21 protein-coding genes are annotated in these 26,658 nt (G+C 44.5%); 15 read left to right on the top strand and 6 right to left on the bottom strand.

The features are described 5' to 3' along the window. Positions 1–81: 81 nt before the first annotated feature. Positions 82–1,146, bottom strand: a complete 1,065-nt coding sequence (locus L2755_RS04040) for a shewanella-like protein phosphatase (RefSeq protein ID WP_248979463.1) — start codon at positions 1,144–1,146, stop codon at positions 82–84. A 311-nt stretch (positions 1,147–1,457) separates the two neighbouring features. Continuing rightward, positions 1,458–3,125 (bottom strand): energy-dependent translational throttle protein EttA, encoded by a 1,668-nt coding sequence (gene ettA / locus L2755_RS04035; protein WP_248979462.1) that lies wholly within the window; start codon positions 3,123–3,125, stop codon positions 1,458–1,460. Positions 3,126–3,373: 248 nt separating this feature from the next. On the opposite strand from ettA, the gene L2755_RS04030 reads away from it, so the two are divergent. The 10 genes from L2755_RS04030 (at position 3,374) to L2755_RS03985 (ending at position 12,833) form a co-directional block, all read left to right on the top strand. After that, positions 3,374–4,915 carry a DUF3943 domain-containing protein gene (locus tag L2755_RS04030; protein WP_248979461.1) on the top strand — a complete coding sequence of 514 codons (1,542 nt, stop codon included), beginning with the start codon at positions 3,374–3,376 and terminating at the stop codon, positions 4,913–4,915. 325 nt (positions 4,916–5,240) lie between these two features. Continuing rightward, on the top strand, positions 5,241–6,497 hold the full coding sequence (gene glyA, locus L2755_RS04025) for a serine hydroxymethyltransferase (RefSeq protein WP_248979460.1): 1,257 nt from the start codon (positions 5,241–5,243) through the stop codon (positions 6,495–6,497). A gap of 123 nt (positions 6,498–6,620) precedes the next feature. Beyond that, positions 6,621–7,070 carry a transcriptional regulator NrdR gene (gene nrdR, locus L2755_RS04020; RefSeq protein ID WP_248979459.1) on the top strand — a complete coding sequence of 150 codons (450 nt, stop codon included), beginning with the start codon at positions 6,621–6,623 and terminating at the stop codon, positions 7,068–7,070. A 47-nt stretch (positions 7,071–7,117) separates the two neighbouring features. Then, positions 7,118–8,239 (top strand): bifunctional diaminohydroxyphosphoribosylaminopyrimidine deaminase/5-amino-6-(5-phosphoribosylamino)uracil reductase RibD, encoded by a 1,122-nt coding sequence (ribD, locus tag L2755_RS04015; protein WP_248979458.1) that lies wholly within the window; start codon positions 7,118–7,120, stop codon positions 8,237–8,239. Positions 8,240–8,243: 4 nt separating this feature from the next. Further along, on the top strand, positions 8,244–8,909 hold the full coding sequence (locus L2755_RS04010; RefSeq protein WP_248979457.1) for a riboflavin synthase: 666 nt from the start codon (positions 8,244–8,246) through the stop codon (positions 8,907–8,909). Between the two features lie 146 nt (positions 8,910–9,055). Then, a complete protein-coding gene (gene ribBA, locus L2755_RS04005; RefSeq protein ID WP_248979456.1) occupies positions 9,056–10,159 on the top strand; it encodes a bifunctional 3,4-dihydroxy-2-butanone-4-phosphate synthase/GTP cyclohydrolase II in 1,104 nt (367 codons plus the stop codon). Positions 10,160–10,304: 145 nt separating this feature from the next. Continuing rightward, positions 10,305–10,781: a 6,7-dimethyl-8-ribityllumazine synthase gene (ribH, locus tag L2755_RS04000; RefSeq protein WP_248979455.1), complete on the top strand. Its 477-nt coding sequence runs from the start codon at positions 10,305–10,307 to the stop codon at positions 10,779–10,781. Between the two features lie 14 nt (positions 10,782–10,795). Beyond that, complete coding sequence (nusB, locus tag L2755_RS03995; protein ID WP_248979454.1) at positions 10,796–11,203, top strand: transcription antitermination factor NusB; 408 nt, start codon at positions 10,796–10,798, stop codon at positions 11,201–11,203. 177 nt (positions 11,204–11,380) lie between these two features. Then, positions 11,381–12,343 (top strand): thiamine-phosphate kinase, encoded by a 963-nt coding sequence (gene thiL / locus L2755_RS03990; protein WP_248979453.1) that lies wholly within the window; start codon positions 11,381–11,383, stop codon positions 12,341–12,343. Further along, positions 12,339–12,833, top strand: coding sequence for a phosphatidylglycerophosphatase A family protein (locus L2755_RS03985; RefSeq protein WP_248979487.1), 495 nt, complete (start codon positions 12,339–12,341; stop codon positions 12,831–12,833). The genes thiL and L2755_RS03985 overlap by 5 nt, the downstream gene beginning before the upstream one ends. Before the next feature lie 96 nt (positions 12,834–12,929). On the opposite strand, the gene recN is transcribed toward L2755_RS03985, so the two are convergent. Together recN and L2755_RS03975 are read right to left on the bottom strand one after the other, a co-directional pair. After that, positions 12,930–14,591 carry a DNA repair protein RecN gene (gene recN, locus L2755_RS03980; RefSeq protein WP_248979452.1) on the bottom strand — a complete coding sequence of 554 codons (1,662 nt, stop codon included), beginning with the start codon at positions 14,589–14,591 and terminating at the stop codon, positions 12,930–12,932. Between the two features lie 190 nt (positions 14,592–14,781). Continuing rightward, positions 14,782–15,738 (bottom strand): AEC family transporter, encoded by a 957-nt coding sequence (locus L2755_RS03975; RefSeq protein ID WP_248979451.1) that lies wholly within the window; start codon positions 15,736–15,738, stop codon positions 14,782–14,784. A gap of 124 nt (positions 15,739–15,862) precedes the next feature. Here L2755_RS03975 and L2755_RS03970 point away from each other — a divergent pair, with 124 nt between their 5' ends. Next, positions 15,863–16,765, top strand: coding sequence for a LysR family transcriptional regulator (locus L2755_RS03970; protein WP_248979450.1), 903 nt, complete (start codon positions 15,863–15,865; stop codon positions 16,763–16,765). A gap of 69 nt (positions 16,766–16,834) precedes the next feature. Here the strand turns inward: L2755_RS03970 and L2755_RS03965 are convergent, their stop codons facing one another. Both L2755_RS03965 and barA read right to left on the bottom strand, forming a co-directional pair. After that, complete coding sequence (locus tag L2755_RS03965) at positions 16,835–17,440, bottom strand: YjaG family protein (protein ID WP_248979449.1); 606 nt, start codon at positions 17,438–17,440, stop codon at positions 16,835–16,837. Beyond that, a complete protein-coding gene (gene barA / locus L2755_RS03960) occupies positions 17,430–20,237 on the bottom strand; it encodes a two-component sensor histidine kinase BarA (RefSeq protein ID WP_248979448.1) in 2,808 nt (935 codons plus the stop codon). Before barA ends, L2755_RS03965 begins: the two co-directional genes overlap by 11 nt. A gap of 97 nt (positions 20,238–20,334) precedes the next feature. On the opposite strand from barA, the gene rlmD reads away from it, so the two are divergent. From rlmD to pyrG, 4 genes are all read left to right on the top strand, one after another. After that, positions 20,335–21,669, top strand: coding sequence for a 23S rRNA (uracil(1939)-C(5))-methyltransferase RlmD (rlmD, locus tag L2755_RS03955; RefSeq protein WP_248979447.1), 1,335 nt, complete (start codon positions 20,335–20,337; stop codon positions 21,667–21,669). A 141-nt stretch (positions 21,670–21,810) separates the two neighbouring features. Beyond that, positions 21,811–24,024: a GTP diphosphokinase gene (relA, locus tag L2755_RS03950; protein ID WP_248979446.1), complete on the top strand. Its 2,214-nt coding sequence runs from the start codon at positions 21,811–21,813 to the stop codon at positions 24,022–24,024. Between the two features lie 41 nt (positions 24,025–24,065). Beyond that, positions 24,066–24,869, top strand: coding sequence for a nucleoside triphosphate pyrophosphohydrolase (gene mazG, locus L2755_RS03945; protein WP_248979445.1), 804 nt, complete (start codon positions 24,066–24,068; stop codon positions 24,867–24,869). A 116-nt stretch (positions 24,870–24,985) separates the two neighbouring features. Then, positions 24,986–26,623 carry a CTP synthase gene (pyrG, locus tag L2755_RS03940; RefSeq protein WP_248979444.1) on the top strand — a complete coding sequence of 546 codons (1,638 nt, stop codon included), beginning with the start codon at positions 24,986–24,988 and terminating at the stop codon, positions 26,621–26,623. Positions 26,624–26,658: the final 35 nt, after the last annotated feature.

Below are 26,658 nucleotides of genomic sequence, written 5' to 3'. Positions count from 1 at the left end.
GTTGCAATTAGCACCAGTCAGTTACTCTATTGTGACTAACTGGTGCTTGGTATTGCTAGGTTTCTTAGCGTTAGTGATAGATCAAAGCGTTTGGCGACTGCCGTTATATAAGCCACGGGTTAGGTCATTATCCTTAATGAGGAGTAGTTCACCTGATTGGCCATTTTTAATGCTGCTATCGACGGCGATAACCTTGTTGTGAAACAGTCCCAATACTCTCTCTTGCGAAGTATGGCCAACCACAATTCGTTTTACAGCAAAATAGTTAAGGATGGTATCGAGTTCTGTTTCGGTAAACGCTTCGGAAAAGTAACCCCTATACCAGGTTGGCCCATTACCAAAGAACAGAAAATTTAGCAGGTCATCTGCCTTAAGCGTTTTTTTTGCTGTACCAATATGCTGTCGATAAAGCGAATTGGCTTTTGCTAGTGTAAGCTCTCGAGTTATCCACTCGCTGCTGATCCCACCATGCATGTACAGCACATCGTTGATCTTAATGATGGTGTTTTTACTTCTTAGCCATTGACCTATTTCAGTATCTGCGCCGTAGAGCTTGTCGTAGGGGCGGTCAATGAGTGTTGCCGCTATATCATAGCGCTGGTGTACATAACGCAAGTCACCATTAAGTACCATCTGCTCATGGTTACCCATTAATAGGTGTACCATGCCGCCAGCCTCTCTGGCTTGTTGGTCGAGTTGATACATGAACCACAGCACCTCATTCACCTGATGGCCGCGGTCGAAAATATCCCCCGTCATCACCATATGACCTTCGCCGAAGGCCCAGTTGCCGTCGCTATCGATAATGTTCTGATTTTTGAGCAGGGTAATAAGAACGTCATATTGGCCATGAACATCACTTAAGGCGACCACTTTTTTAATAGCTGAATAGGTGTCAGGCATGACTTGTTTAAGGTCATTTGAAAGCATCACTTCTGGCAAATCACCACAGTGAGCTGGACGACTCACTTGTTGGCTGACAACCGCGGTGGTCTTGAGCTTATTGTCACAAACCCAGTAAGCGATGGTTTGCTCATGTTTAGGTGTTATCACGTAGGGACCGTCAAACTCGGTAACAGGCTCTGCAATGACAAACGGGCTAAGCAAGGTTAGCCCCAGTAATGAAAGGCGAAAAATATTGTTCATTATTTAGTGCTTCTTTTCTGCAGCTGCCAATGAAGACTGAGCGTGATTTTCTGTGGAAGAAGGTTTTTATCATCCATGGTGTTAGTGCTTATTATTCCATTGATTTTTAACCTAGCATCTCATACTTTGATCTTTTTTGTGGCTTAATTGGAAATAAGCTGTGGCAGTTTATATGACTGGGGCTATAGGTACTTTTTATATCTTAGAAAAGGTCATCAACAGCAGGGCAGTGGAAATGGGAGAAGAGAGAGTTTTAGTTTTCATACAAAAACAGAGGCCTAAGCCTCTGTTTCAAATGTATAAATGAATGGCTATTTAGTCATTCGCTTGTACTTTAATCGATGGGGCTCGACGACGTCGGTACCCAAGGTGTCTTTTAACCAAGTAGAGTACTCGGTGTAGTTACCTTCGTAGAAGTTAACTTTACCTTCATCACGATAATCGAGAATGTGTGTTGCGATGCGGTCGAGGAACCAACGGTCATGGGAAATGACCAAGGCGCAACCAGGAAACTCGAGCAGGGCTTCTTCTAGTGCTCGCAGCGTTTCAACGTCTAAGTCGTTGGTGGGTTCATCGAGCAGTAACACGTTACCGCCAGCTTGTATTAGCTTGGCTAAATGTACGCGGTTGCGTTCACCACCGGATAAAGTACCGATGATTTTTTGCTGATCTCCACCACGGAAGTTGAAGCGACCAACGTAGGCTCTACTCGCTATTTCAGTGTTGTTGATGCGCATAATGTCTTGGCCACCGGAGATCTCCTGCCAAACCGTATTCTTATCATTCATTGAATCACGGAACTGTTCAACAGACGCGAGCTGTACTGATTCACCTATTTCAACAGTGCCGCTGTCAGGTTGCTCTGCACCGGAGATCATTTTGAACAGTGTTGACTTACCCGCACCGTTGGCACCGATGATGCCGACTATCGCCCCTTTAGGCACTGAAAAACTTAAATCGTCGATCAGTACTCGGTCACCGTAAGATTTAGTCAGGTTATTAATCTCAATAACCTTATCACCTAAGCGAGGCCCTGGCGGAATGTACAGCTCGTTGGTCTCGTTACGCTTTTGATAGTCGTTGGTATTAAGCTCTTCAAATCGAGCCATACGCGCTTTGCCTTTTGACTGACGCCCTTTAGCACCTTGACGCACCCATTCAAGTTCTTTAGCAATCGTCTTTTGACGGGCACTTTGAGTGGCTGATTCTTGCTGCAGACGCGCATTTTTTTGTTCTAGCCACGAAGAGTAGTTACCCTCCCATGGGATCCCTTCACCACGGTCGAGTTCTAAAATCCAACCGGCGGCATTGTCGAGGAAATATCTATCGTGGGTAATCGCCACTACAGTACCTGCGTAATCTTGTAGAAAACGCTCTAACCAAGCGACGGATTCTGCATCCAAGTGGTTGGTTGGTTCATCGAGCAGTAACATGTCAGGCTTTTCAAGTAACAGTCGGCAAATAGCGATACGGCGCCTTTCACCACCAGAGAGTACTGCAATCTTTTCATCCCAATCGGGTAAACGCAATGCGTTAGCCGCGCGCTCTAGCACCACATCAAGGTTATGAGCATCTTGTGATTGAATAATGGCTTCAAGTAGACCCTGCTCTTTCGCGAGGGCATCAAAATCGGCATCAGGTTCAGCATAAAGCGCATAAACCTCATCTAAGCGAGTCAGTGCATTTTTTGCTTCAGACACGGCTTCTTCGAGTGCTTCACGTACCGTTTGATTTGGATCGAGTTTGGGTTCCTGGGGCAAGTAACCAATTTTAAGATCTTGCATTGGTCGTGCTTCGCCCTCAATTTCAGTATCGAGGCCGGCCATAATACGCAGCAGGGTTGATTTACCTGAGCCGTTGAGCCCTAAAACACCAATTTTGGCACCCGGGAAAAAGCTTAAGGAGATATCTTTTAGAATTTGCTTTTTAGGCGGAACAATCTTGCCCACTCTAAGCATGCTATATACAAACTGAGCCATTTTATTTCTCTTTGACTGGGAATGGCCGCAATTCTACTCGAATCGCGGCTTAACTTAAATCTGAACTTTGTCTTAGGGGTCTGCAGTTCAATAAAAGTATTGTCTCAAATGGGTGGATTAGCTGATATTTCAACTGGATTTATGTAACATCGCGGTAACAGTTGTTAACGTAAAGATGTGGCCGAGTCCAAATAGAGCTGCAGTAACGATTGTGATAGCAATCTGATGGGTTAATTTAAGGGAATAAATTGAAAATTAAAAAGTATGCAGTATTCGCGACTGTTATTTTTGCGCTCAAGGCGCCAGTGTGGGCCGATGAGGCAGATCCCTCAGCAGCTATTATTCGTGAGTCACAAAGCGATCCCGCCATTACATTACCACAACTGATAGAGAAAGATTGGTGGGGAGCGTTAGCTGAAATTAGCGTCGTTTTGGTTATGGGTGAGCTGCTGTATAAATCCGGCGAAGAGAGCATGAAAGAGGATTTTGATTACGAGATTGAAGGCAATACCGGCCAGTATTTTGTTGATCGTATTGTCACGACTGAATCGTGGAAGCTTGATGATAATGAAGTCGGCATGAATTGGGGGCACGCATATGCTGGCGCGCTCTACCATCAAGCGTTCCGTAATTATAATTTTAATTATTATGAGTCAATGCTGGGTAACTTTTTGGCATCAGGTATATGGGAAGTGTTTGCCGAGTATAAAGAGGTCGTCAGTATTAACGATCAGATAGTGACCACCTTTGGTGGTTCAGTGTTAGGTGAAAGCTTGTTCCAATTATCAGAGATGTTAGACACTAAAGACGGTTGGGTACCGGCAACCTTTGCGGCAGTATTTAATCCATCAAGAAGCATACGTGGCTGGTTTGGTTACGATTCGCCCAACCGCTTTGAGCGACGAAAAGCTCAAGATCAATTCGATATTTATACTGGTGTTTTATATTCAACTAAAGCTGTGGCCGATATTTCCACCACGACCATGCTGTTTGGCGTTGAAGCCAGCATCGACAGCGTGCAAGGCCAATACGATGCGTTATCGGCAACACCGAGTTTGGTTGAGCTTGATATGGAACTGGGTGTCTCCGAAGAGGGGGTAGAAGATTGGCAGCTGTCATCGTCACTCTTTTTAGGAGGTTACACTGATGAGGTAAAGCCAATGACGGGCTCACGTGATTCCTGGGGGCATAGCTGGTTTGTCGGTCCGTCTATGGGAATTGAATACAGTAGTTTAGGTCAGGAAGATGAAGAGGATTTCTACGCTGCCATTAATGTTATTGGCTTATCTGTTGGCGGTGAATGGCAAAATGCGGATGTAAATGTCAGCGTCCGCGGTGATATTTTTGCTGATTTTAGTATGGTGAAACCCTTTGCCAGTAAAGATTACCGTGCTTCAGGTGGACAGTTTTGGGGAACTAAATCTGTGCTTTGGGAGGGCGGTTATGCTTATGCCTTGGGTCACACCGCAAAAGTGAAAGTTGAAGCGAGTTACAGAGACCTACTGTTAGGCTTAAAAGTCACCTCCCAGCGATGGGATTCTATTGATGATAAAGAGTTTAATCGCAGTAGTGACTGGAATCCTAATAAGAGCGATTTAGACTTTAAAGATAGCCGTGATCGTTACGAAGTTTATCTTGAAGTGCCCATCAGCAAAACGTTCGGTCTGAGCATGCACCATGAGCGACTTGATCGCAGTGGTACTTTAGCGGGTATTGATAATCGCAATATTTTTTACCGCAATGATGATAGTGAAAGCCGTACTAGTGTGCGCTTAGCCTATCGATACTAGGTGGAAGGTGTTAAATCGCGCTAGAGGGTTAATTGAGCATCGAAATTCTGCATTCCACTATCGGCGAATAAAGACAGATGAGCAGGCTCATTTATAGAACAGAGTTTTCTGTATATTCACTACAAGGTAATGAATCGATAGATTAAAGGCGTTTTTTCTATGTAATACAATCCCTGAGCAGGTTTCCCGCGTAAATTTGCTCTTTATCCAATGTCGCTCATGGGAAATTGCAAGTAATTTCATGTTTCTAATGCTGGGATTGTGATCAATTGCGCTGTATCATACCGCGCAACCCTACTATAAGAATTTACAGCTGGAGTGAATAATGCTGAAAAAAGACATGAATATCGCGGATTACGATCCACAATTGTTTGCAGCGATTGAAGATGAAACTCGTCGTCAAGAAGAGCACATCGAACTCATTGCTTCAGAAAACTACACTAGCCCTCGCGTTTTTGAAGCTCAAGGTTCTCAGCTTACTAACAAGTATGCAGAAGGTTACCCTGGTAAGCGTTATTACGGTGGTTGTGAGCATGTTGATATCGTTGAAGAGCTTGCTATCTCTCGTGCCAAAGAGTTGTTCGGCGCAACCTACGCTAACGTTCAACCACACTCTGGTTCACAAGCTAACGCTGCCGTATTTATGGCGCTTCTTCAAGGTGGCGACACTGTACTAGGTATGAGCCTTGCTCACGGTGGTCATTTGACTCACGGCTCACATGTTAGCTTCTCTGGTAAGCTTTATAATGCTGTTCAGTACGGTATTGACGAGTCAACAGGCAAGATTGATTACGCTGAAGTTGAACGCCTGGCCGTTGAACATCAACCTAAGATGATCATTGCTGGTTTCAGCGCATACTCAGGTATCGTTGATTGGGGCAAGTTCCGCGAAATCGCCGATAAAATCGGTGCTTACCTATTCGTTGATATGGCACACGTTGCTGGTCTTGTTGCTGCTGGTATCTATCCCAACCCGCTGCCACATGCGCATGTTGTTACCACAACGACGCATAAGACCCTAGCGGGCCCTCGTGGTGGTTTGATCCTTTCTGCCATTGATGATGAAGCGATTTACAAAAAGCTTAACTCTGCAGTATTCCCAGGTGGTCAAGGTGGTCCTTTGATGCATGTTATCGCTGCTAAAGCGGTTGCATTTAAGGAAGCTCTAGAACCTGAATTTACGACATACCAAGAGCAAGTTGTTGTTAACGCAAAAGCAATGGCACGCACGTTTATTGAACGTGGTTATGATGTTGTTTCTGGCGGTACTGACAACCACCTATTCTTGCTTGATTTGATCAGCAAAGATATCACCGGTAAAGAAGCTGACGCAGCGCTCGGTAATGCCAACATTACCGTCAACAAAAACTCAGTCCCTAATGACCCACGTTCACCCTTTGTGACATCGGGTCTACGTATTGGTTCTCCAGCTGTAACCCGTCGTGGTTTTGGTGAGGACGAGTCTGTGCAGCTGACTAACTGGATGTGTGATGTGCTTGATGACATTTCAGATCTTGCTGTTAGCGAGCGGGTAAAGTCGCAGGTTCTTGAATTGTGCGCTAAGTTCCCTGTTTACGGTTAACCTTAAGCGTTAAATCAGGTAAACTTTAATGGCCGCATTTATGCGGCCATTTTTGTTGGTAATTTATAATGGTTTTTCTTAAACCGTTAACCTAACGACTTCTAAAACCAGACCGGAGGCCCGATGCATTGTCCATTTTGCAGCGCAACAGACACTAAAGTGATTGATTCGCGACTTGTCGCCGATGGCCATCAAGTACGTCGTCGTCGAGAGTGTGTGCAATGCCATGAGCGTTACACTACATTTGAAGGTGCTGAACTTGTGATGCCTCGAGTGGTAAAACAAGATGGTAGTCGCCAACCTTTTGATGAAGAGAAACTGCGCGGCGGTATGCTTAGAGCGGTCGAGAAAAGACCGGTGTCTATGGACCAAATCGAGCAATCATTGACTAAGATTAAGTCGATGTTGCGTGCAACGGGAGAGCGTGAAGTTAAATCCGAGCTGATTGGTAACTTGATGATGGACCAATTGGTTAACTTAGACAAAGTAGCCTACATCCGCTTTGCTTCGGTTTACCGCGCATTTGAAGACGTATCAGAGTTTGGTGAAGCTATCGCAGACTTACAGAAATAGTTATACCTCCTTAATTACCTTATTGATTAATCGGAACTCATTTTACTATGTGGTCAACTGAAGACAATCAAATGATGAGTCTTGCTATTGAGTTAGCGCAAAAAGGGCTCTATACCACCAGACCCAATCCTTGTGTTGGCAGCGTATTAGTTAAAGACGGTGTGATTGTTGGCGAAGGTTACCATATTCGTGCCGGTGGCCCTCACGCTGAAGTCTACGCGCTTAATATGGCGGGTGAAGATGCCGTTGGTGCGACCGCGTACGTCACATTAGAACCCTGCAGCCATTATGGCCGAACCCCGCCTTGTGCCAAAGCATTAATCGAAAGCAACGTTAGCCGCGTTGTTATTGCCGTGACCGATCCTAACCCACAAGTCTCTGGTCGTGGTATTGCCATGCTTCGCGATGCAGGTATTCAAGTTGATGTTGGTTTATTAACCGACGCTGCTAAGCAGGTTAACCTAGGCTTTTTGAAGAGAATGCAGCAGGGGTTACCCTGGGTAACGGTAAAGCTGGCTGCTAGCCTTGATGGTAAAACGGCATTATCGAATGGCGAGTCGAAGTGGATTACTGGCCCAGAAGCCCGTAGAGATGTACAGCGGGTGCGTGCAAGACATTGCGCATTGATCACCGGTGTTGAAACCGTTTTGGCTGATGACCCCAGTTTAAATGTACGCCATAGCGAGTTAGGTTCTTTATCAAATGAGATCGCCCCTGCAGAACTGCATCAACCGATGCGTGTAGTATTAGACAGCCAAGCACGGCTCGGTGCTGAGCTTAAGATGTTTTCCATCGACAGCCCTATTTTACTCATTAGTACTTGTGACTACCCTGAGAATATTAAGTCGGCATGGCCGGCTCATGTTAGCCACCAGATATTGCCCGCCAAAGAAAATCGAGTCGACCTTATGGCTGTGCTTACTTTACTTGGCAAAACCTGTAACTCAGTATTAGTTGAGGCTGGTGGCACACTTGCTGGTGCGTTTGTTAGCGATCACTTAGCTGATGAAATTATTTTATATCAAGCAATGAAGATACTGGGCGCTCAAGGGCGAGACTTACTTGCCTTACCCCAATTTGAGACCATGTCACAGATCCCTAGTATTAATGTAATAGATGAACGCAAAGTGGGTAAAGATACTCGCTTGACGTTAAGAATGAGTAATTAACTTTATGTTTACCGGAATTATTGAATCTGTAGGTCATTTACGAAAAGTTGAACGTCGTGGTGATGATATTCGATTAACTGTAGCCAGCGCTAAGCTTGATCTGTCGGACGTAAAACTTGGAGACAGCATTGCAACCAATGGTGTATGTCTCACCGTAGTTGAGCGACATGCAGATGGCTATGTTGCCGATATCTCAGCTGAGACGGTTAGCCTTACAGGCTTTGCAAACTATGCCGTCGGCACCGCAGTTAATTTAGAAAAAGCAGTCACGCCAACAACAAGATTAGGTGGCCATATGGTCAGTGGCCATGTTGATGGCATCGCCCGCGTTGATGATAGACAAGTCCGTGGCCAGGCGATAGAGTTTTGGTTATCACCTCCGGTAGAACTGGGGCGATATATCGCACACAAAGGCTCAATTACCATTGATGGTGTGAGCTTAACGGTTAATGAGGTGCAAGGGCATCGATTTAGATTAACTATCGTTCCCCATACTGCGGGTGAAACAACCTTAATAAACTTAAAGGCTGGCGATAACGTTAATATTGAAGTTGACCTTATTGCCCGTCATTTAGAAAGGTTGATGAGCTATTCATCAGAGCAGGCAGAACAACAACCCAAGTCTGAAGTTACCATGGAATTGTTAGCTCGCTCAGGGTTTTTACGTTAAAAACTGGCTTAAGGCGATTTTAAAGATAGAATTTATCTTTAGAGGCTCAAAAAAATAATCATATAAATTTATAGACTGCTTTGCCAGCATAGGCATAAAAGTTAGCGACCTCAGCTAATGCAGCAATACAAAATAAAGGTCTAAACATGGCGCTACATAATATAGAAGAGATCATCGAAGATATTCGTCTAGGCAAGATGGTTATCTTGATGGATGACGAAGATAGAGAAAATGAAGGCGACCTTATTATGGCTGCTGACATGGTAACGCCAGAGGCGGTAAATTTTATGGCGACTTTCGGTCGCGGCCTTATTTGCCAAACCTTGACTAAAGAGCGCTGCCAACAGTTAAACCTGCCGTTGATGGTCACTAACAACAATGCACAGTTCTCGACCAACTTTACCATGTCTATTGAAGCAGCCGAAGGCGTGACGACTGGTATTTCAGCGCAAGATCGCGCCGTTACGGTTAAAGCGGCTGTGGGCAAAGATGCTAAGCCTAGTGATATTGTTCAGCCTGGCCATATATTTCCATTGATGGCAAAAGAGGGCGGGGTACTCATCCGTGCCGGTCATACTGAAGCAGGTTGCGACTTAGCAAGACTTGCAGGTTTTGAAGCCTCATCAGTCATCGTTGAAATATTAAATGATGATGGCACCATGGCCCGTCGTCCAGATCTTGAAATCTTCGCTGAAAAGCACGGGTTAAAGATGGGCACCATTGCCGACCTAATTGAATACCGCAACACTAAAGAAACCAGTGTAGTTCGAGAAGCGCAATGTAAATTGCCAACCCGTTTTGGTGAGTTCGATATGCTGACTTTCCGCGACACTATCGACAACCAATTACACTATGTATTAGTCAAAGGCGCTATTACTGAGAACATGCTTGTACGTGTCCACCTGCAGAATACCTTTAATGACCTGTTACATTCAGAGCGCGATCAACAGCGCAGTTGGCCATTAGAAAAAGCAATGCAACGCATTAGCGAAGACGGCGGCGTACTGGTACTGCTCGGGCATCAAGAACATAGCAGCGACATTCTCGCAAAAGTGAAAGCATTTGAAGCTGAAGATAACGGTAGTGCACCGATTGCTCCTCAGTGGCAAGGAACTTCGCGTCAAGTTGGCGTGGGCTCGCAAATCCTAGCAAATGTAGGCGTGACATCAATGCGCTTATTGAGCTCACCGAAGCGTTATCATTCACTGTCAGGTTTTGGTTTAGAAGTCACTGATTATATAGCAGAATAAAATACAATTTTGGAGGTGAAAACCATCCAAGAGGTAATTTAGTACTTTTCTTATAAATTGCATAGGGATCAGCGTTAACGGCTGTGGTATCATACCGCCTCTTCCGCCCCCATGCTGGGTAATTAAGCTAATTTAGGTAAGATAAATGAACGTAGTTGAAGGTAATATCGAATCGAAAAACGCAAAGATTGCGATTGTAGTTTCACGTTTCAACAGCTTTGTTGTAGATAGTTTGCTTAATGGTGCGGTAGACACTCTTAAGCGTTTTGGCCAAGTTGCAGATGAAAACATCACTGTAGTTAAAGTGCCTGGCGCGGTTGAATTGCCACTTGCTGCACGTCGCGTTGCGGCAAGCGGAAAATTTGACGGAATAATTTCACTTGGTGCGGTTATCCGCGGTGGTACACCTCATTTTGATTTTGTTGCAGGCGAATGTAATAAAGGTCTAGCTCAAGTTGCACTTGAATTTGATACTCCTGTTTCATTCGGCGTTTTAACCACAGATACTATTGAACAAGCAATTGAGCGTTCAGGTACAAAAGCAGGTAACAAAGGTGGCGAAGCTGCTTTGGGTCTGCTAGAGATGGTTAACGTGTTGCAAGCACTTGAAGAACACCTGTAATTTAGGACAATTTAATGAAGCCTTCAGAGCGCCGAAAGGCACGTCGTTTAGCGGTTCAGGCCATATATTCTTGGCAGCTAAGTGGCAACAATATTGCTGATATAGAGCATGAGTTTCTAACTGAACAAAATGTTGATGGTGTCGATATAGCTTACTTTCGTGAGCTATTAGCTGGCGTAGCAACAAAGAAGAGTCAATTGGACGAGCTAATCACTCCATTTTTGACTCGTCCTTTGGATGAAGTTGATCCGGTCGAAAAAGCGATTGTTCGCTTAGCGACTTATGAGTTGACTTTCCGTAAGGATGTACCCTACAAGGTAGCGATTAACGAAGCTATCGAGCTAGCCAAAACATTCGGTGCCGAAGATGGACATAAGTTCGTTAACGGTATTCTGGATAAGCTAGTAGCAAGAACTAAATAGTAAAAACGGCATCTTCGGATGCCGTTTTTGTATGACTAAAAGAGCACCGTACTTGTATGGTTGTTGCTTGGCATTTAATCGCTGCATATACCGAACGTAACTTAAATAATTGGCAAGACTCTCTTGCTATTAGGCGCTCTTTTTTCTTCAAACCACTGTTAATTTGTGATTGGTATTGTGAAAGAATTTCAATTAATCGAAAGCTTTTTTACTGGGCGTGCCCAGTCTCGAAAAGATGTGGCGCTTGGCATTGGTGATGATTGTGCCATTGTTGAACCTGCCGAAAATAAGTCCGTCGTTATATCTTGTGACACCCTAGTGGAAAATGTGCACTTTTTTCCTAATATTCCAGCAAACGATCTAGGGTACAAATCCCTTGCCGTTAACTTATCTGATCTTGCCTCTATGGGGGCTGAGCCCGCTTGGATGACATTGGCGTTAACCTTGCCTGAAGTTGATGAAAATTGGCTGGCGGATTTCAGTGCCGGACTATTTGAAATTGCCGAATATTATGGCGTCGCACTCGTTGGTGGTGATACCACTCGCGGTCCACGTTCTATCACCATCACTATTAATGGCCAAGTACCCAAGCATTCTGGTTTGACCCGCAGCGGCGCAAGAAATGGTGATTGGATCTACGTTACCGGCACATTAGGAGATTCAGCTTTAGGGCTAGATCTACTGCGTGGGAAAGCGAACTGCAATGAGAACGATAGAAGCTATCTTATTAATCGTCATTACAGACCGACTCCAAGAGTATTAGCGGGTCAGGCACTGCGTACGCTAGCATCGAGTGCTATTGATATTTCAGATGGGTTAGTCTCTGATATTCAACATGTATTGAAAGCCTCAAATATTGGCGCTACGCTTAATGTCGATAAGTTACCTTTATCCCATCAGTTAAAAGCCAGTGTCTCAGCTGAGACTGCGCTAAGCTATGCGCTAACCGGTGGTGAGGATTATGAACTACTCTTTACCGTCTCTGAAGCGCAAAAAGGCGCACTAGAGATCGCACTGGCTGAAACCGGGGTTAAGTTTACTCAAATTGGCCAAATTTGCATGGGTGGTAAGTTGAAGCTGTTGTTAGATAAACAGCCATTTGAACCGATTAACCTTGGATTCGAGCACTTTAGTGATTAATTTACTTTCAAAAGATAAAGCACTGACCAAGCTGTCTCTCAAAAACCCTATCCACTTTTTGGCATTAGGGTTTGGTTCTGGTTTAGCGGCCAAGGCTCCGGGCACGTTTGGTACTCTTGCGGCGATACCGCTTTACCTATTAATGGCGCCACTGAGCTTACCTTGGTATATCGGTTTGACGCTTTTGAGCGTCTTAGTTGGTTTTTATATCTGTGATAAAGCAGCGAAAGATATGGGCGTGCATGATCACGGTGCAATTGTCTGGGATGAAATTGCTGGTTTACTTATCACTATGATTGCTGCACCTGCGGGTTGGCAATGGTTGCTCGCCGGTTTTGTGTTGTTTCGCTTTTTTGATATTTTGAAACCTTGGCCAATCCGTTGGCTCGATGCGAAAGTGCATGGCGGTTTTGGCATTATGATTGATGATGTACTTGCAGGTATATTTTCATTGATTTGCTTACACGCCGCAGCCTACTATCTGCTTTAACATTTTCAGTTTAGTAAGATACAGATTGTAGAAAGTGAAAAGGAGCTATCGTTAGCTCCTTTTTTAATGACTATTTGACAGAAGCTGGAGCGCTTGTTAACTCAGTAGCAACTCTTTGGCATTGGCAATCGTATTACAGGTAATCGTGTCGCCTCCCAGTAAACGAGCTAACTCTTCAACCCGCTGGTCTTTATCTAAGGCTACCATTGATGTTTCAGTTTTACCCGCTTTACTGCTCTTATTAACAAACATATGCTGATGGCCGTTACCGGCAACTTGCGGTAGATGCGTCACACAAATTACCTGGGTTGACTCCCCTAAGCTGCGTAACATTCGGCCTACCACTGCTGCGGTTGGACCTGAGATCCCCACATCGACTTCATCAAAGATAAGTGTGGGTGTGGCTACTTTCTTGGCGGTAATAACCTGTATGCCGAGGCCTATCCGACTTAGCTCACCGCCAGAGGCGACTTTAGCAATAGGTTGCAAGGGTTGACCAGGATTGGTGGTCACCAGAAACTCAATGGCATCACAACCATGAGCATTCATAATAGCTGGATTAAAGTTGACTGCGATACTGAATTTCCCCTTCGGCATGCTCAGTTCATGAATCGATTGAGTGACTTTTTTATCTAGCTCTTTTGCATATCGGCTACGGCTTTGGCTTAACTTTCTTGCATGGTTCAAATAGGCTTGCTGACTCTTTTGCAGTTGATTGCGGATCTCATCAAGTTTGTCCTCATCAGAGTCAAGCTCGTTGAGTTCATTCAACAGGCTTTGATGGTGATCATACAGCTCGTTAGCATTGACATGATGCTTGCGCGCCAGTTGCAGTGCTGTAGAGATCCGTAGCTCTAGTTGTTCAAAGTATTCAGGGTCTAGCTCTAAGCCCTCTAAATATCGCTCAAGCTCACTACTACTTTCTTGTACTTGAATGAGAGCATCATTGAGCATGGCGACAACACTGCCAAGCTCTGGATCATAACTTTCTAAATCTTGCCCCTGACTGATTGAAGTATTGAGCAATGACTCAACACTAGCTTGATCGTTATCTTGTAAAATAGTTAACTGACTGCGACATAACTCGATTAATGCAGTGCTGTTGGCAAGTTTTTTATGTTCAGCCTCAATGGTTTCAAACTCACCTTTAGCAATGGAAAACTCATCAAGCTCCTCAACCTGATAGCTCAGCAGTTGCTTACGTGCAAGCCTTTCATGTTGTGCCTGCTCTAGTTCATGCAACTGTTTCTCCACGATTTTACATCGATGATAACGAGTGGCTACCGTATCGAGTAACATCTTATGGTTGGCGTAACTATCAAGCAGAGTAAGTTGATGTTCACTTTTTAACATTGCATGGTGGGCATGTTGGCCATGGATCCCAATGAGCAGTTGTCCTAGGCATTTTACTTGGGCCAGCGGAACGGGGTTACCATTGATGTATGCGCGTGAACGACCATCATTATTAATCGTACGCCTTAAAATACACTCATTATCGAGTTCAAGATCATTGTCTTCTAACCAGCGTTTTGCCAGTGGAATATCAGATAGGGAAAACCTTGCACTCACTTCAGTTTTAGTTGCACCGGGTCGAATGGTATTAGCGTCAGCGCGATTGCCTAGGCATAACCCTAATGCATCAATAGCAATGGATTTACCAGCGCCTGTTTCACCAGTAATACTGGTCATGCCGGATTTAAAGTCGAGTTCTAAAAAACGTACAATAGCAAAATTATTAATGCTGAGTTGGCAAAGCATAGTAACGTCCTATCTGAAGTACTGTATTGACACACAGTATATACTGTTTTTATATACAGTAAATGTTTAGTTTGAAAATTAAACGATACATACAACGAAAAATTTGTATTTATAGTGAATAATTATTTTTTATATAAGTTTATCAGTGTCTTACGTTTGTGTTTGTAGAGTTGAAATCAATCCCTATCGATTAGCCTAGGAGGTAGGCTTCTAAAAACGGTAAGCTGATAAAGCTGAGCAGGGTGCCAAGTAGTATTCCTTGAGCACTGGTGATCACTTGAGTTTGATAACGCTGCGCCAGTAGGTAGACGCTGGCGGCAGTAGGAAGTGCAGCGAGTATTACGCCCATGGCAATCCATTGTGGATCGACGTTTAAGCTAAGCATGAGCAAGTAGGTTATTAGTGGCTGAAGCAACAACTTAACCGTATTGACGGCACTGATCTCAGCCAACTGCTTCAGGCTAATCATGTGGCTTGAAGTTTGGTATTGAGCCGACTTTGCCAGCACCATACCGATGGCAAACAGAGCACAAGGGCTTGAAGTCATACCAAGTTGACGGATGATGAGTGCAATACTGTCTGGTAAGGTAATGGTTAGCGCTGACAGGCTAATCCCCACCATACTGCCAATCACAATTGGATTTTGTAGTAGGGCGAGGCTAATAATTTTAAATGCAGAACTTTGTTGCCTTCTGCCTATCATCTCTAATGACACCAGCGCAATGGCAAAAATTAACACTGATAATAAACTGGCGATAGCCGCCGCTGCCAATGCCGATTGATTCGCTGGAAACAGCATCGCCATTAGGGGAATACCGATGAAAGCAGTATTGCCAAAAGTGGCATTCAGCGCTCGCATAGACGCTAGCGCATTTTGTGCTGGATTTGCCCAAAGTGAGATGATTAATGTCATCACATAGCTTATTAGCATGGCACCACTAAAGCCTGCAATATACCCCCAGTGCAAGATGTCGTTGAGTGGGGTTTGGGCTAAGGTGATCAACATAATGGCCGGAAACGCAATATAGTAAACAAATTGGTTTAGGACTTGATCGGTTTCAACGGGTAATAGCTTTGACTTTTGAACTAAAGCGCCTATCAACATGATGCCGAATACAGCAAGGAGTGGCGTTATGACTGCAGGCATATCATTCTCTAAGGACGGGTAAAAGACGTATAATGTTGAGCTAGAACATTACCATAGTTGCGCTTTGCTATACTATTGACCTTAGGTCGTAGCCGATCCCATTTTTATGGCAGGATTTATATCGATGAATAGCAATTTTGGCTTGGAACTACAGCTGATCTACCAATTTGTTCATTTAGTGAATGCGGGTAGCTTTTCCCAAGCAGCTAAAGAGCTGGAGATGCCAATTGCAACGGTAAGCCGCAAACTGACTAAACTGGAAACACAGCTAGATAAGCAGTTATTAATGCGCAGTACCCGTAAGCTTCGCTTAACGGAAGAGGGGATAGCGCTGTTTCAGCAGTATCAGGCTATAGTCTCTCAGTTTGACAGTATCAGAGGTGCAGCGGTGGATAAGCCGGAAGGCACCTTAAGAATAGCTGCTCCTGTATCCATTATTTCGATGATTTTCATCCATGCCATTAACGAGTTTTGTGAAAAGTTCCCAGATATTCAGCTGCATATTGTACAAAATAATAACGTGATTGATCTTATTGATGAAGGTGTTGATGTTGCCATTGTCGGTGGAACTCAACCTGATTCGTCTTGGATTTCGAGTTCTCTTGGCGTACTCAATTATGGTTTGTTTGCTTCTGCAAGCTATATGGCTAAAGCACCTCGCTTGTGTCACCCAAGCGATTTGGAACAACACGCGTTGATTAAAGTCTGGCCTTTGTTTAACTGGACACTAAAGCACCCATCAGGAGAGAGTTTTTATTATGATGGGCCGGCCAAACTGACATTAAGTGAGCTCAATGGTGCTGTGAAAGCAGCAGTTGATAATGGAGGGGTGTTATACGGTCCAACGCTTTTTGTGAAAAACCAACTTAAGAATGGCCAGTTGACGACGCTGTTACCTGAATGGATTGGCGAGAAAAGGCGGATTTCAATCTTGTACCATCAACGCAGCCACCAACCTTTGAAGGTAAAGCTGTTTATTGAGTTTATGCAGTCGAAAGCGGAACAGTTGTTCTCGATGGACAGTTAAAGGGTGGGAATAATAGTGATGAAAAGCTAGAGCCGCTTTAGCGGTTAACAGAGCGACTCTTTTGTCATTTTACTCTAACGGACCGATACCTATATTTGATATGCCGACGGCAACCACTTCTCGGCGGAACTCTTTGACAAAATCTGCCTTAAGGTGCGGATGTTCTTCGATGGCTTGCAGAAGTAATTCTTGTACCTCTTTCTCCTCAATCATAACGTCATGGTTAAAGATGTAATCATCTAATTCGGTTTCATTATCAAACTCTTGCTCACAGGTTGCTTCAATATAGTTGGCTACCGTGGCAGAAGAGAGTTTGCTGATGTTAGTGATGTCTTCTTCAACCTTGCTTTCTAATGCGCTTAGCAAAGACGTTAAGGCTACCGCTGCGTCCATTGCTGGGTAAACACCGTAGACGTCAAAATCAGCAGGTTCTGGCGTATTAACTTCAATACGTTCCATTTGCAACTCTAAATTGAGCTTGAGCTTATTGTCATACATAGACTGCCAAAGCAGGTTGAGCAGTGTATCGAGCACCTTGGGGTTGCCAAATTCACACACTTCAGAAAAAAGCTGATAATTGGGCAGCATCCGCTGACATAGTGCGATAGCAAAAAGTTTCTTTTGCGCTAGCGATAGCCCCTTTAAGCGTTGAAAAAAGCCCGGTTTATTTGTCATCTTTTATTTCCACTGATAGCTGGGTGATCACTTGATTAGCGGCTGATTCTACCTTAGTTAGCTCATCAAGTAACTCAAGGATTTCAGGTTCTATATCTTCTACGGCAACACCACGCTTTAACCCTGACTCTATCTCTTGGCAAAGTTGTTGGGTGGTCGGGACGCCGCAATAACAACTTGCACCGTGTAGTTTATGAATACAGGTAAGCATGCTTTGCTGATCAAAGTTAGTGAGTGCGCTGTTGATATGCTCCAAGGTTTCAGGCAGTGATTTTAATAACATCTTTAGCATATCAATTGCTAAGTCTGGCTTGTTATTGGCCTGGGTCAAGCACAGTTCCCAATTTAAGATGCGCTGATCAAAATGGGTGAACTTAGGCTTGTTTTTCCATTTGTGGATCACATCCTTGAGCGCGGCTTCATCAATAGGTTTGGGCAAGTAGCCATCCATACCACTCGATGATATGCGTTCTCGCTCTTCAGCGATAGCGTGGGCGGTGACAGCGATAATGGGCGTATTGCGATTGGCTGAGTTTTGTCTTATCTGTCTAGTCGCACTAATACCATCCGTGCCAGGCATCTGAATATCCATAAAAATAAGATCAAAACTGCGTTGTTTTGCAATGGTGACGGCAGCATCACCATTATCGACGATGAGCACTTGGGTCACTAGCTCTTTTAGTAATGTGTCGATAAGCTTTAAATTGGCTGGGTTATCGTCAACCGCCAGTACGGTTAAGTTTTCTCTCACCGCCGGAGTTGCTCGCATTGAAAGCATTGGTAAGGCTCTTGCTTCAAGTGATGATTGTGGATCTATTAAGCTACTCGAGAGTTTTCTCTCACCAATCGGCATGGTGAGTTGTTTGTCGATATAGGGGCTCATTTGTGAAAAGAGCTCTTCACTTTCGACGCTATTGCTTATCAACATCAAGTAGTTGATCTTAGGCTTGGCGACTTTAAGCACGTCAATACCGTTACCCCCGGCAGCGATTCCTTTACAACTAAAGAGCCCATAATCAAACAAGTGATTTGACTGAGTTACAATAAATTCGAGTTGTTTGCTGCTGGCAACATTGGTGACTTTAAGTCCCCAGCGCAGCAGCATACGTTCAACGGCATGATGTGATAACGGGTTTGGTTCAAAGAGTAAAATGCTTTTATTTTTAAGCGTGCCTATGGGTAAAGTATCGCTGATGGGATATTGGCTTAGATTAAGCGGTAGCGAAAACCAGAAGGTAGAGCCTTGCTGTGGCTCAGAGTTACACCCTATTTGGCCACCCATGCGGTTCACCAAACGCTTGGTAATTACCAGCCCAAGCCCAGTCCCCCCAAAGCGTCGTGAAATGGATGAATCAGCTTGGCCGAAAGCTTGGAATAAAGAGAGCAGTTTTTCGGCATCAATACCGATGCCAGTATCAATAATTTCACTGCGGACATGCACTTTTCCGTTGGCGATCTCTTCCAGTTGCATCTTAAGCAGCACACTGCCACTGTCGGTAAATTTAATCGCATTGCCGACTAAATTGGTCAGGATTTGGCTAAAACGCATCGCATCGCCAGTCACATCCTCAGGAATACGCGGGTCAACGTCGACCACCAACTCAATCTCTTTTTCTTGTGCACTGCTAGACAACATCGTCACGGTTTCTTCGATGACTTCACGTAAAGAAAACGGCATATTCTCTAACACCATTTTACCCGCTTCCAGCTTAGAGAAATCTAAAATATCATTAATGATACTGAGCAGGTTGGTAGCACTGCCCTCAATGGTGCGAATATAGTCTTGCTGACTGGAGTGTAATGGTGTTTTTAATAACTGCTTTGCAAAACCAATCACGCCATTGAGCGGGGTACGCAGTTCATGGGACATGTTGGCTAAGAATTCAGATTTAATTCGACTCGCCTCAAGCGCACGTTTTTTGGCTATGTCTAGCTCAACGTTTTGGATCTCAATCTGTTCTAGTGTTTCTCTTAAATCTGATGTGGCTTGATCAATATTTTGTTGCATCTCATCATGGTATTCAGACAAGGAGCCCGCCATAGCATTGATGCCGCGTTTGAGCAGGTCTAGCTCACCAATGAGGTTGCCCGTTAAACGGGTGTCTAGTTTACCTTCACGAATTTTTGCGACCACACGTACCATTTCGGTAATAGGTTGGGTGACGTTTTTAACCAGCCTGAATGTAAAAAATAGGTTCAGTTGCACCCCAATCAGAACAATGATAAACGCGGCTACAGCGGCTCTATGTTGCTCAAGCAGCGCATTTTCTTTATTGATCAATATTGATATATAGCCGAGCTTAACTGTCTCTATTGAGATTCGGTTGCTATTTTCATCGAAGCTATCGACCGGGTTGATTGCGTTGCTTTTAAAAATAGGGCTGCGCAAAATCATGCTGTCACCTACTTGCTCCAGTTCAGTTCTTAGCATGGAGCTGAGAGGTTTGTCGTAACGCATGACTTCATGATTTTTATAATGATGCGAGGTAACAATAACGCGGTTGTCGATATCAAAAATAGCAATAAATTGCACTAAAGAGGCTTTGTTGAGCTGGGCGGCGGTGATTAAGCGCTTGGTTGTTTCAAAATCTTTACTGTCTAAACCTACCTCAGCGGCAATCGCTAAAGGCTCGATGATATTACTCGCTTGCTCTATGAGTGTTTCTTCAAGTTCATAGAATCTATTTATGGTAAAATAGCTGCCCAATAAAATACCCACTAAAATAGTCGGAGCTAACGCCAATACCAGAACCCATGAACGTAGGCTGTACTTGGTCATATTGTTGGCTTCATTCATGAGACGACTGCGTTACCGATAAATATAGTGAGAGTATTCGATAGACTGCCAGTAACAGCCTGTGTTGGCCAGTTTTTTTATCTATTTAGAGAGTAAAATGGCACAATTTTTTAAAGCAAAACCAAATAGGTCTAAACAATTATCATCGAAGTTATCTTTGACAGTGACAAAGCTGGATCATCTCGGTGCAGGTATTGCTCATCATCAAGGTAAGATAGTGTTTATCAACGGCGCACTGCCAGGCGAAACCGTGCAAGTACAGTTAACCGAGCAGAAGAAGAAATTTTCTAGAGCAAAGCTGTTAAGCGTTGAAAATCCATCAAACCAGCGTGTCGAGCCCGCGTGCCCGCATTATGATAAGTGTGGTGGTTGTGATCTGCAGCATCTAGATATCGCTGCTCAACGAACACATAAAGCTAACGCATTGCAGGAATTGGTGGCTAAATTTGCTCAAACTGAGGCTGGTGAAGTCTGTGATACATTGAGCGACTCGCCGTGGCATTATCGTAGGCGAGCCCGCTTAGCGACTTGGTTTGATAAAAATACCAAGCATATTAGTTTAGGGTTTAGAGCAAGTAGCAGCAGTGACGTTGTAGAGATCCAATCATGTATTGTTCTTGCCAAACCGCTGTCGGCATTAATCCCCAACCTTGCTTATTTACTCAATCAGCTCAGCGGTAAAAAAGCGTTAGGCCATGTAGAGTTGACCCAAGCTGATAATGGTATTTTTGTCGTTCTACGGATCACCAAAGCTTTATCGGATAAAGATCGTCAGCGTTTGGCCTCTTTCGGTGAGAGCAACGCCCTTAACCTAGTGTTGCAAGACGATGATGCCGAGACTGAGTATCTTAGCGGTAAGGGTGAGCAGCCGTTTTATGGGTTTAGTGGCAGCAATGCTGAGCTTAAGTTTTCAGCGGGTAACTTTATCCAGGTTAATGCTGCGGTTAACCAAGCGATGGTTAAGCAAGCGGTAGACTGGCTTAACCCTCAAGCCAATGAGCGAGTGCTTGATCTGTTTTGTGGTATCGGCAATTTTAGTTTGCCATTAGCTGAAAAAGGCGCTGAAGTTATAGGTGTTGAAGGAGTGCCGGCAATGGTCACTCAGGCAACGCTGAACGCAGAGCATAGCGGTTTAGATAAAGTCTCTTTTTTCCATGCTGATTTAAGTGCTGATTTGTCACAAGAGCCATGGCTCGGCAAAGTTGATAAAATGCTCATTGATCCTGCTAGAGCTGGTGCTTATGAAAGCATGTTATCGCTCAAGAAGCTTAAACCTAAAGCGTTAGTTTACGTATCTTGTAACCCTGCAAGTTTAGCCCGCGATAGTGAAGTGATATTGAAGCAAGGTTATAGCCTTAAAAAGATAGCAATGGTGGATATGTTTCCACAAACCCACCATTTAGAATCAATGGCACTATTTGAACGGGATTAACAGACAATTTTAGTTACGATTGTCAGCTTTTGTTCATTGACAATATTCGCTGAATGCTGAAGATAGAGGGTCTGAATTTTAATAGGTTTGGATTGATGTGTTTGGTTTAGTCCACCTCGGGATGTAAAGGAATAATAGACGATGGTATCAGTTCGTGAAGCACATTTTAACGACCCTCACTTTCAACTAGAAGAGTGGGTGAAACGTTATATTAGTGATTCCAACGAAGCCAAAACTCTTTTGGAGTTAATCACTCAGGTTGAGTTATTAGTTGGCCAGAATAAAGAGGTCAACCTTCCTGTGCTGCAACGTGCACGGGAGATGATTGAAATTCTTGCCCCCTTGAATATGGATATCGAAACCCTGCAAGCGGCAATATTGTTTGTTGTTTTTGATGCGGACTTAATCACTCAAGAAGATATTCACCAGCGCTTTGGCCCAAAACTTGAAATCCTAGTGTCTAGCGTTGAAACCATGAATGCCATTGGCGCGTTGAAAATCGATAACCAAACCCGCAATGCTGAGCCGCAAATAGACAACATTCGTAAGATGTTGCTGGCGATGGTGGAAGATGTGCGGGCAGTGGTCATTAAACTCGCTGAGCGTATCTGTTTACTGCGTGAAATTAAAAATGCCGATGAAGAAGTTAAGGTGCTCATTGCCAGAGAAATTGCCGACGTGTATGCACCGCTCGCCAACCGTCTTGGTATTGGGCAGTTAAAATGGGAGCTAGAAGATATCTCTTTTCGCTACCTACATCCGCAAACCTACAAAGATATCGCCAAGCAACTTGATGGTAAGCGTATTGATAGAGAAACCTTTATCGATGACTTCGTTAGCCAACTGCAAGCGCGATTAGATAAGGACGAGATCCGAGCCAAGGTCTATGGCCGTCCAAAACACATTTACAGTATCTGGAAGAAGATGAATGGCAAACAGCTTAAGTTTGATGAGCTGTTTGATGTTCGAGCGGTTAGAATTGTCACCGACAGACTACAAGATTGCTACGGGGCATTGGGTGTAGTGCATTCCCTTTGGCATCATATCCCTAGCGAATTTGACGATTACGTCGCAAATCCCAAGCCAAATGGTTATCAGTCTATCCACACCATTGTCGTGGGGCCAGAGGCTAAAACCGTCGAGATCCAAATTCGTACCGAACAGATGCATGAAGATGCTGAGCTCGGTGTTGCCGCCCACTGGAAATACAAAGAGGGTAGTGCCAGTGGCAGTGGTAAACAGAGCGGCTATGAAGAGAAGATTAATTGGTTACGTAAGATTCTGCAGTGGCAAGAAGATGTTGCTGAAAGCGGTAACCTAGTTGAAGAGGTGCGTAGTCAAGTATTTGAAGACCGCGTCTATGTCTTTACCCCAAGTGGTGAGGTGGTTGATCTGCCGCTGGGTTCAACGGTGCTGGATTTTGCCTACTATATTCATTCGCATGTCGGCCATAAGTGTATTGGCGCTAAGGTCGATGGCCGCATCGTGCAGTTTACTTATCAAGTTGACACTGGGCAGCGGATTGAAATTATCACCTCTAAAAACCCCAATCCGAAAAGAGATTGGCTTAATCCTAGCTTAGGCTACATAAAAACATCGCGAGCACGCTCTAAGATCCAACATTGGTTTAAGCAGCAAGACAGAGATAAAAATATTGTTGCCGGCCGAGAGATGCTTGAAAATGAGCTTGCACGCACTAATTTAAAGGTCAAAGACGCTCAATCAGCGGTTGAACGCTTTAACATGGTCAGCATGGATGATCTCCTAGCGGGGATCGGCGGTGGCGATGTTCGCCTGAATCAGGTGGTCAACCATGTACAGAGTAAGCTGCGTACCAACGAGCTGTCTGATGAAGAGGTGCTCGAAGATCTGCTTAAAAAGAGCCATAGCAAACCCGCCAGAAAAGGCTCTGGACAGGTAGAGGTTGACGGCGTAGGCAATCTTATGAGCCACATCGCTAGATGTTGTCAACCCGTTCCCGGTGATGAGATTTTCGGTTTCATTACTAAAGGCCGCGGTATATCGGTGCATCGCGCCGATTGTGATCAAGTCAAGGAGCTGATCCGTGCTCACCCTGAGCGTTCGGTAGAGGTTGTCTGGGGAGAGAATTACTCAGGTGGTTACAAAATTCGTTTGCGAGTGATAGCGATTGATCGTTCTGGACTGCTTAGAGATCTGACTTCTGTATTAGCCGCTGAAAAGTCTAATGTGCTGTCAATGAGTTCGACATCGGACGTGAAAACACAAACGGCAGCCATTGAGTTAGAGCTTGAACTATATAATTTAGATGGTTTATCGCGGGTCGTTGCCAAGTTGTCACAGGTCGATGGCGTCAGCGAAGCCCGCAGAGTATAACTCGTAGATAAAGCAGCTCGCACCAAGAGTAGGTAAAACAGATGACTGAGCCAATGGGAAACATGCAGCCTTTGCTGACGATTATGCAAAAGCTGCGAGACCCAGAAACGGGTTGCGCTTGGGATAAAGCACAAACTTTCCAATCTATCGTGCCCTTTACGTTGGAAGAAGCCTATGAAGTGGCAGATACCATCGAGCGTGTCGCCTTCGATGAACTGCCTGATGAATTAGGTGATCTATTGTTTCAGGTGGTGTTTTACTGCCAACTGGGTAAAGAGCAGGGCAGGTTTGATTTTGATACTGTTATTAACCGTATTTGCGATAAGCTGACTCGACGTCACCCCCATATTTTTGCTGATCTCCAAAACAGTAGCACCGAGCAGATAAAACAAAACTGGGAAAAAATTAAGGCGTCTGAGCGCGTAGAGCGTCAACAGCATTCTGTGCTAGATGATATTCCTCTCAACCTTCCCGCACTTTCTCGATCGATAAAAATTCAAAAAAGAGTGTCCGGCGTCGGTTTTGATTGGGCAGAGTTACCTCCTGTGGTTGCAAAAATCCACGAGGAGATTGAAGAGGTACTTTTTGAAGCCGAGCAAGAAAAAATCGACCCCAATAAAGTCACTGACGAAATGGGTGATTTATTATTTGCCGTTGTCAATTTAGCAAGGCATCTAGGTGTTGAACCAGAAAAAGCCTTAAGGCAAGCAAATCAAAAGTTTGAACGACGTTTTCGTGGTGTAGAGGGCTATGTAAATCAAGACGGGAGAGCGTTTGATGAGCATACATTAGTGGAGCTCGATGGATACTGGGACAAGGTCAAAGTGAGTGAATCGAACAAATAAACTGAATTTAAGGTTAATTCTAGTTTGTCGAATCGACGATGCTTTGGTATAATATTGCCCCGTCCTCGTGCTTTCATACAAGCATATATTTCCAACTCATTTTTCTCAGGTTCAGCATGACTACAAGGTATATCTTCGTTACTGGTGGCGTCGTTTCATCACTAGGTAAAGGCATTGCAGCAGCTTCTTTAGCTGCAATATTAGAGGCTCGCGGCCTCAACGTAACCATTATGAAGCTGGATCCATACATTAACGTCGATCCAGGTACCATGAGTCCAACACAGCACGGTGAAGTGTTTGTGACTGAAGACGGCGCGGAAACCGATCTAGATTTAGGTCACTACGAGCGTTTCATTCGAACCAAGATGAACCGTCGTAACAACTTTACCACTGGCCGTATTTACGAAGAAGTATTGCGTAAAGAGCGTCGTGGTGACTATTTGGGCGCAACCATTCAGGTTATCCCTCATATTACTAACGCCATCAAAGAAAAAGTACTGGCGGGTGGCGAAGGTCACGATGTTGCTATCGTTGAGATTGGCGGCACGGTTGGTGATATTGAATCACTGCCTTTCTTAGAGTCAATTCGTCAACTTGGCGTAGAGCTAGGTCGTGAAAGAACGCTATTTATCCACCTAACACTGGTGCCGTTCCTTGGCGCAGCAGGTGAAGTCAAGACCAAGCCTACTCAGCATTCAGTTAAAGAGCTACGTTCAATCGGTATTGCTCCTGATGTGTTGATATGTCGTGGTGATCGTCCCGTTCCTGCCAACGAGAGAGCGAAGATTTCGCTATTTTGTAATGTAGAAGAGCGCGCGGTTATTTCACTGAAAGATGTTGATAGCATCTATAAGATCCCTGCTTTACTTAAAGCGCAGAACCTTGATCAACTTGTGACTAAGCGTTTTGGCATCGATTGCCCTGAAGCTGACTTGCACGAGTGGGAACATGTTATCTATCAAGAAGCAAACCCTACCGGTGAAATCACTATCGGTATGGTCGGTAAATATATCGAACTTCCTGATGCTTACAAATCAGTTAACGAAGCATTGAAGCACGCGGGTCTATTTAACCGGGTTTCAGTGAACATCAAGTATATTGATTCACAAAACGTTGAAGCTAAAGGCGAAGAAATGCTGCAAGGCTTAGACGGGATACTGGTTCCTGGCGGCTTTGGTGAGCGCGGTATAGAAGGTAAAATCATGGCGGCTAAGTTCGCCCGTGAAAATAATCTACCTTACTTCGGTATCTGTCTAGGTATGCAAGTTGCTCTTATCGAGTTTGCTCGAAATGTTGCGGGCCTTGAGGATGCGCATTCGACTGAATTCAACAAACAGACACCACATCCTGTCGTCGGTTTAATCACTGAGTGGATTAACGAAGACGGTGATGTTGAAGAGCGTCACGAACAGTCTGACTTAGGTGGCACAATGCGTCTAGGTGCACAGCTTTGTCATCTTAAAGAAGGCACTAAAGCAGCTGCTGCTTATAATGGTAATACCTGTGTTGAGCGCCATCGTCATCGTTTTGAAGTTAACAATAATTATAAAGATCGTCTAGCAAAAGCAGGTTTGATTTTTAGTGGTCTGTCATCAGACCGTCAGCTGGTCGAAATGATTGAGCTACCAAACCACCCATGGTTTGTAGCCGGTCAATTCCATCCTGAGTTCACATCAACCCCACGTGATGGTCAGCCATTATTCGTCGGGTTTATTGCTGCAGCCGCCGCGTATCAAAAACGCGATTTAGGCTAAACAAAAATAGTAACCGCTTCCATGTTTTGGGAGCG

Source organism: Shewanella abyssi, from assembly GCF_023284025.1.
Classification (GTDB): domain Bacteria; phylum Pseudomonadota; class Gammaproteobacteria; order Enterobacterales; family Shewanellaceae; genus Shewanella; species Shewanella abyssi.
This window is presented reverse-complemented; position numbering and strand designations above follow the sequence as displayed.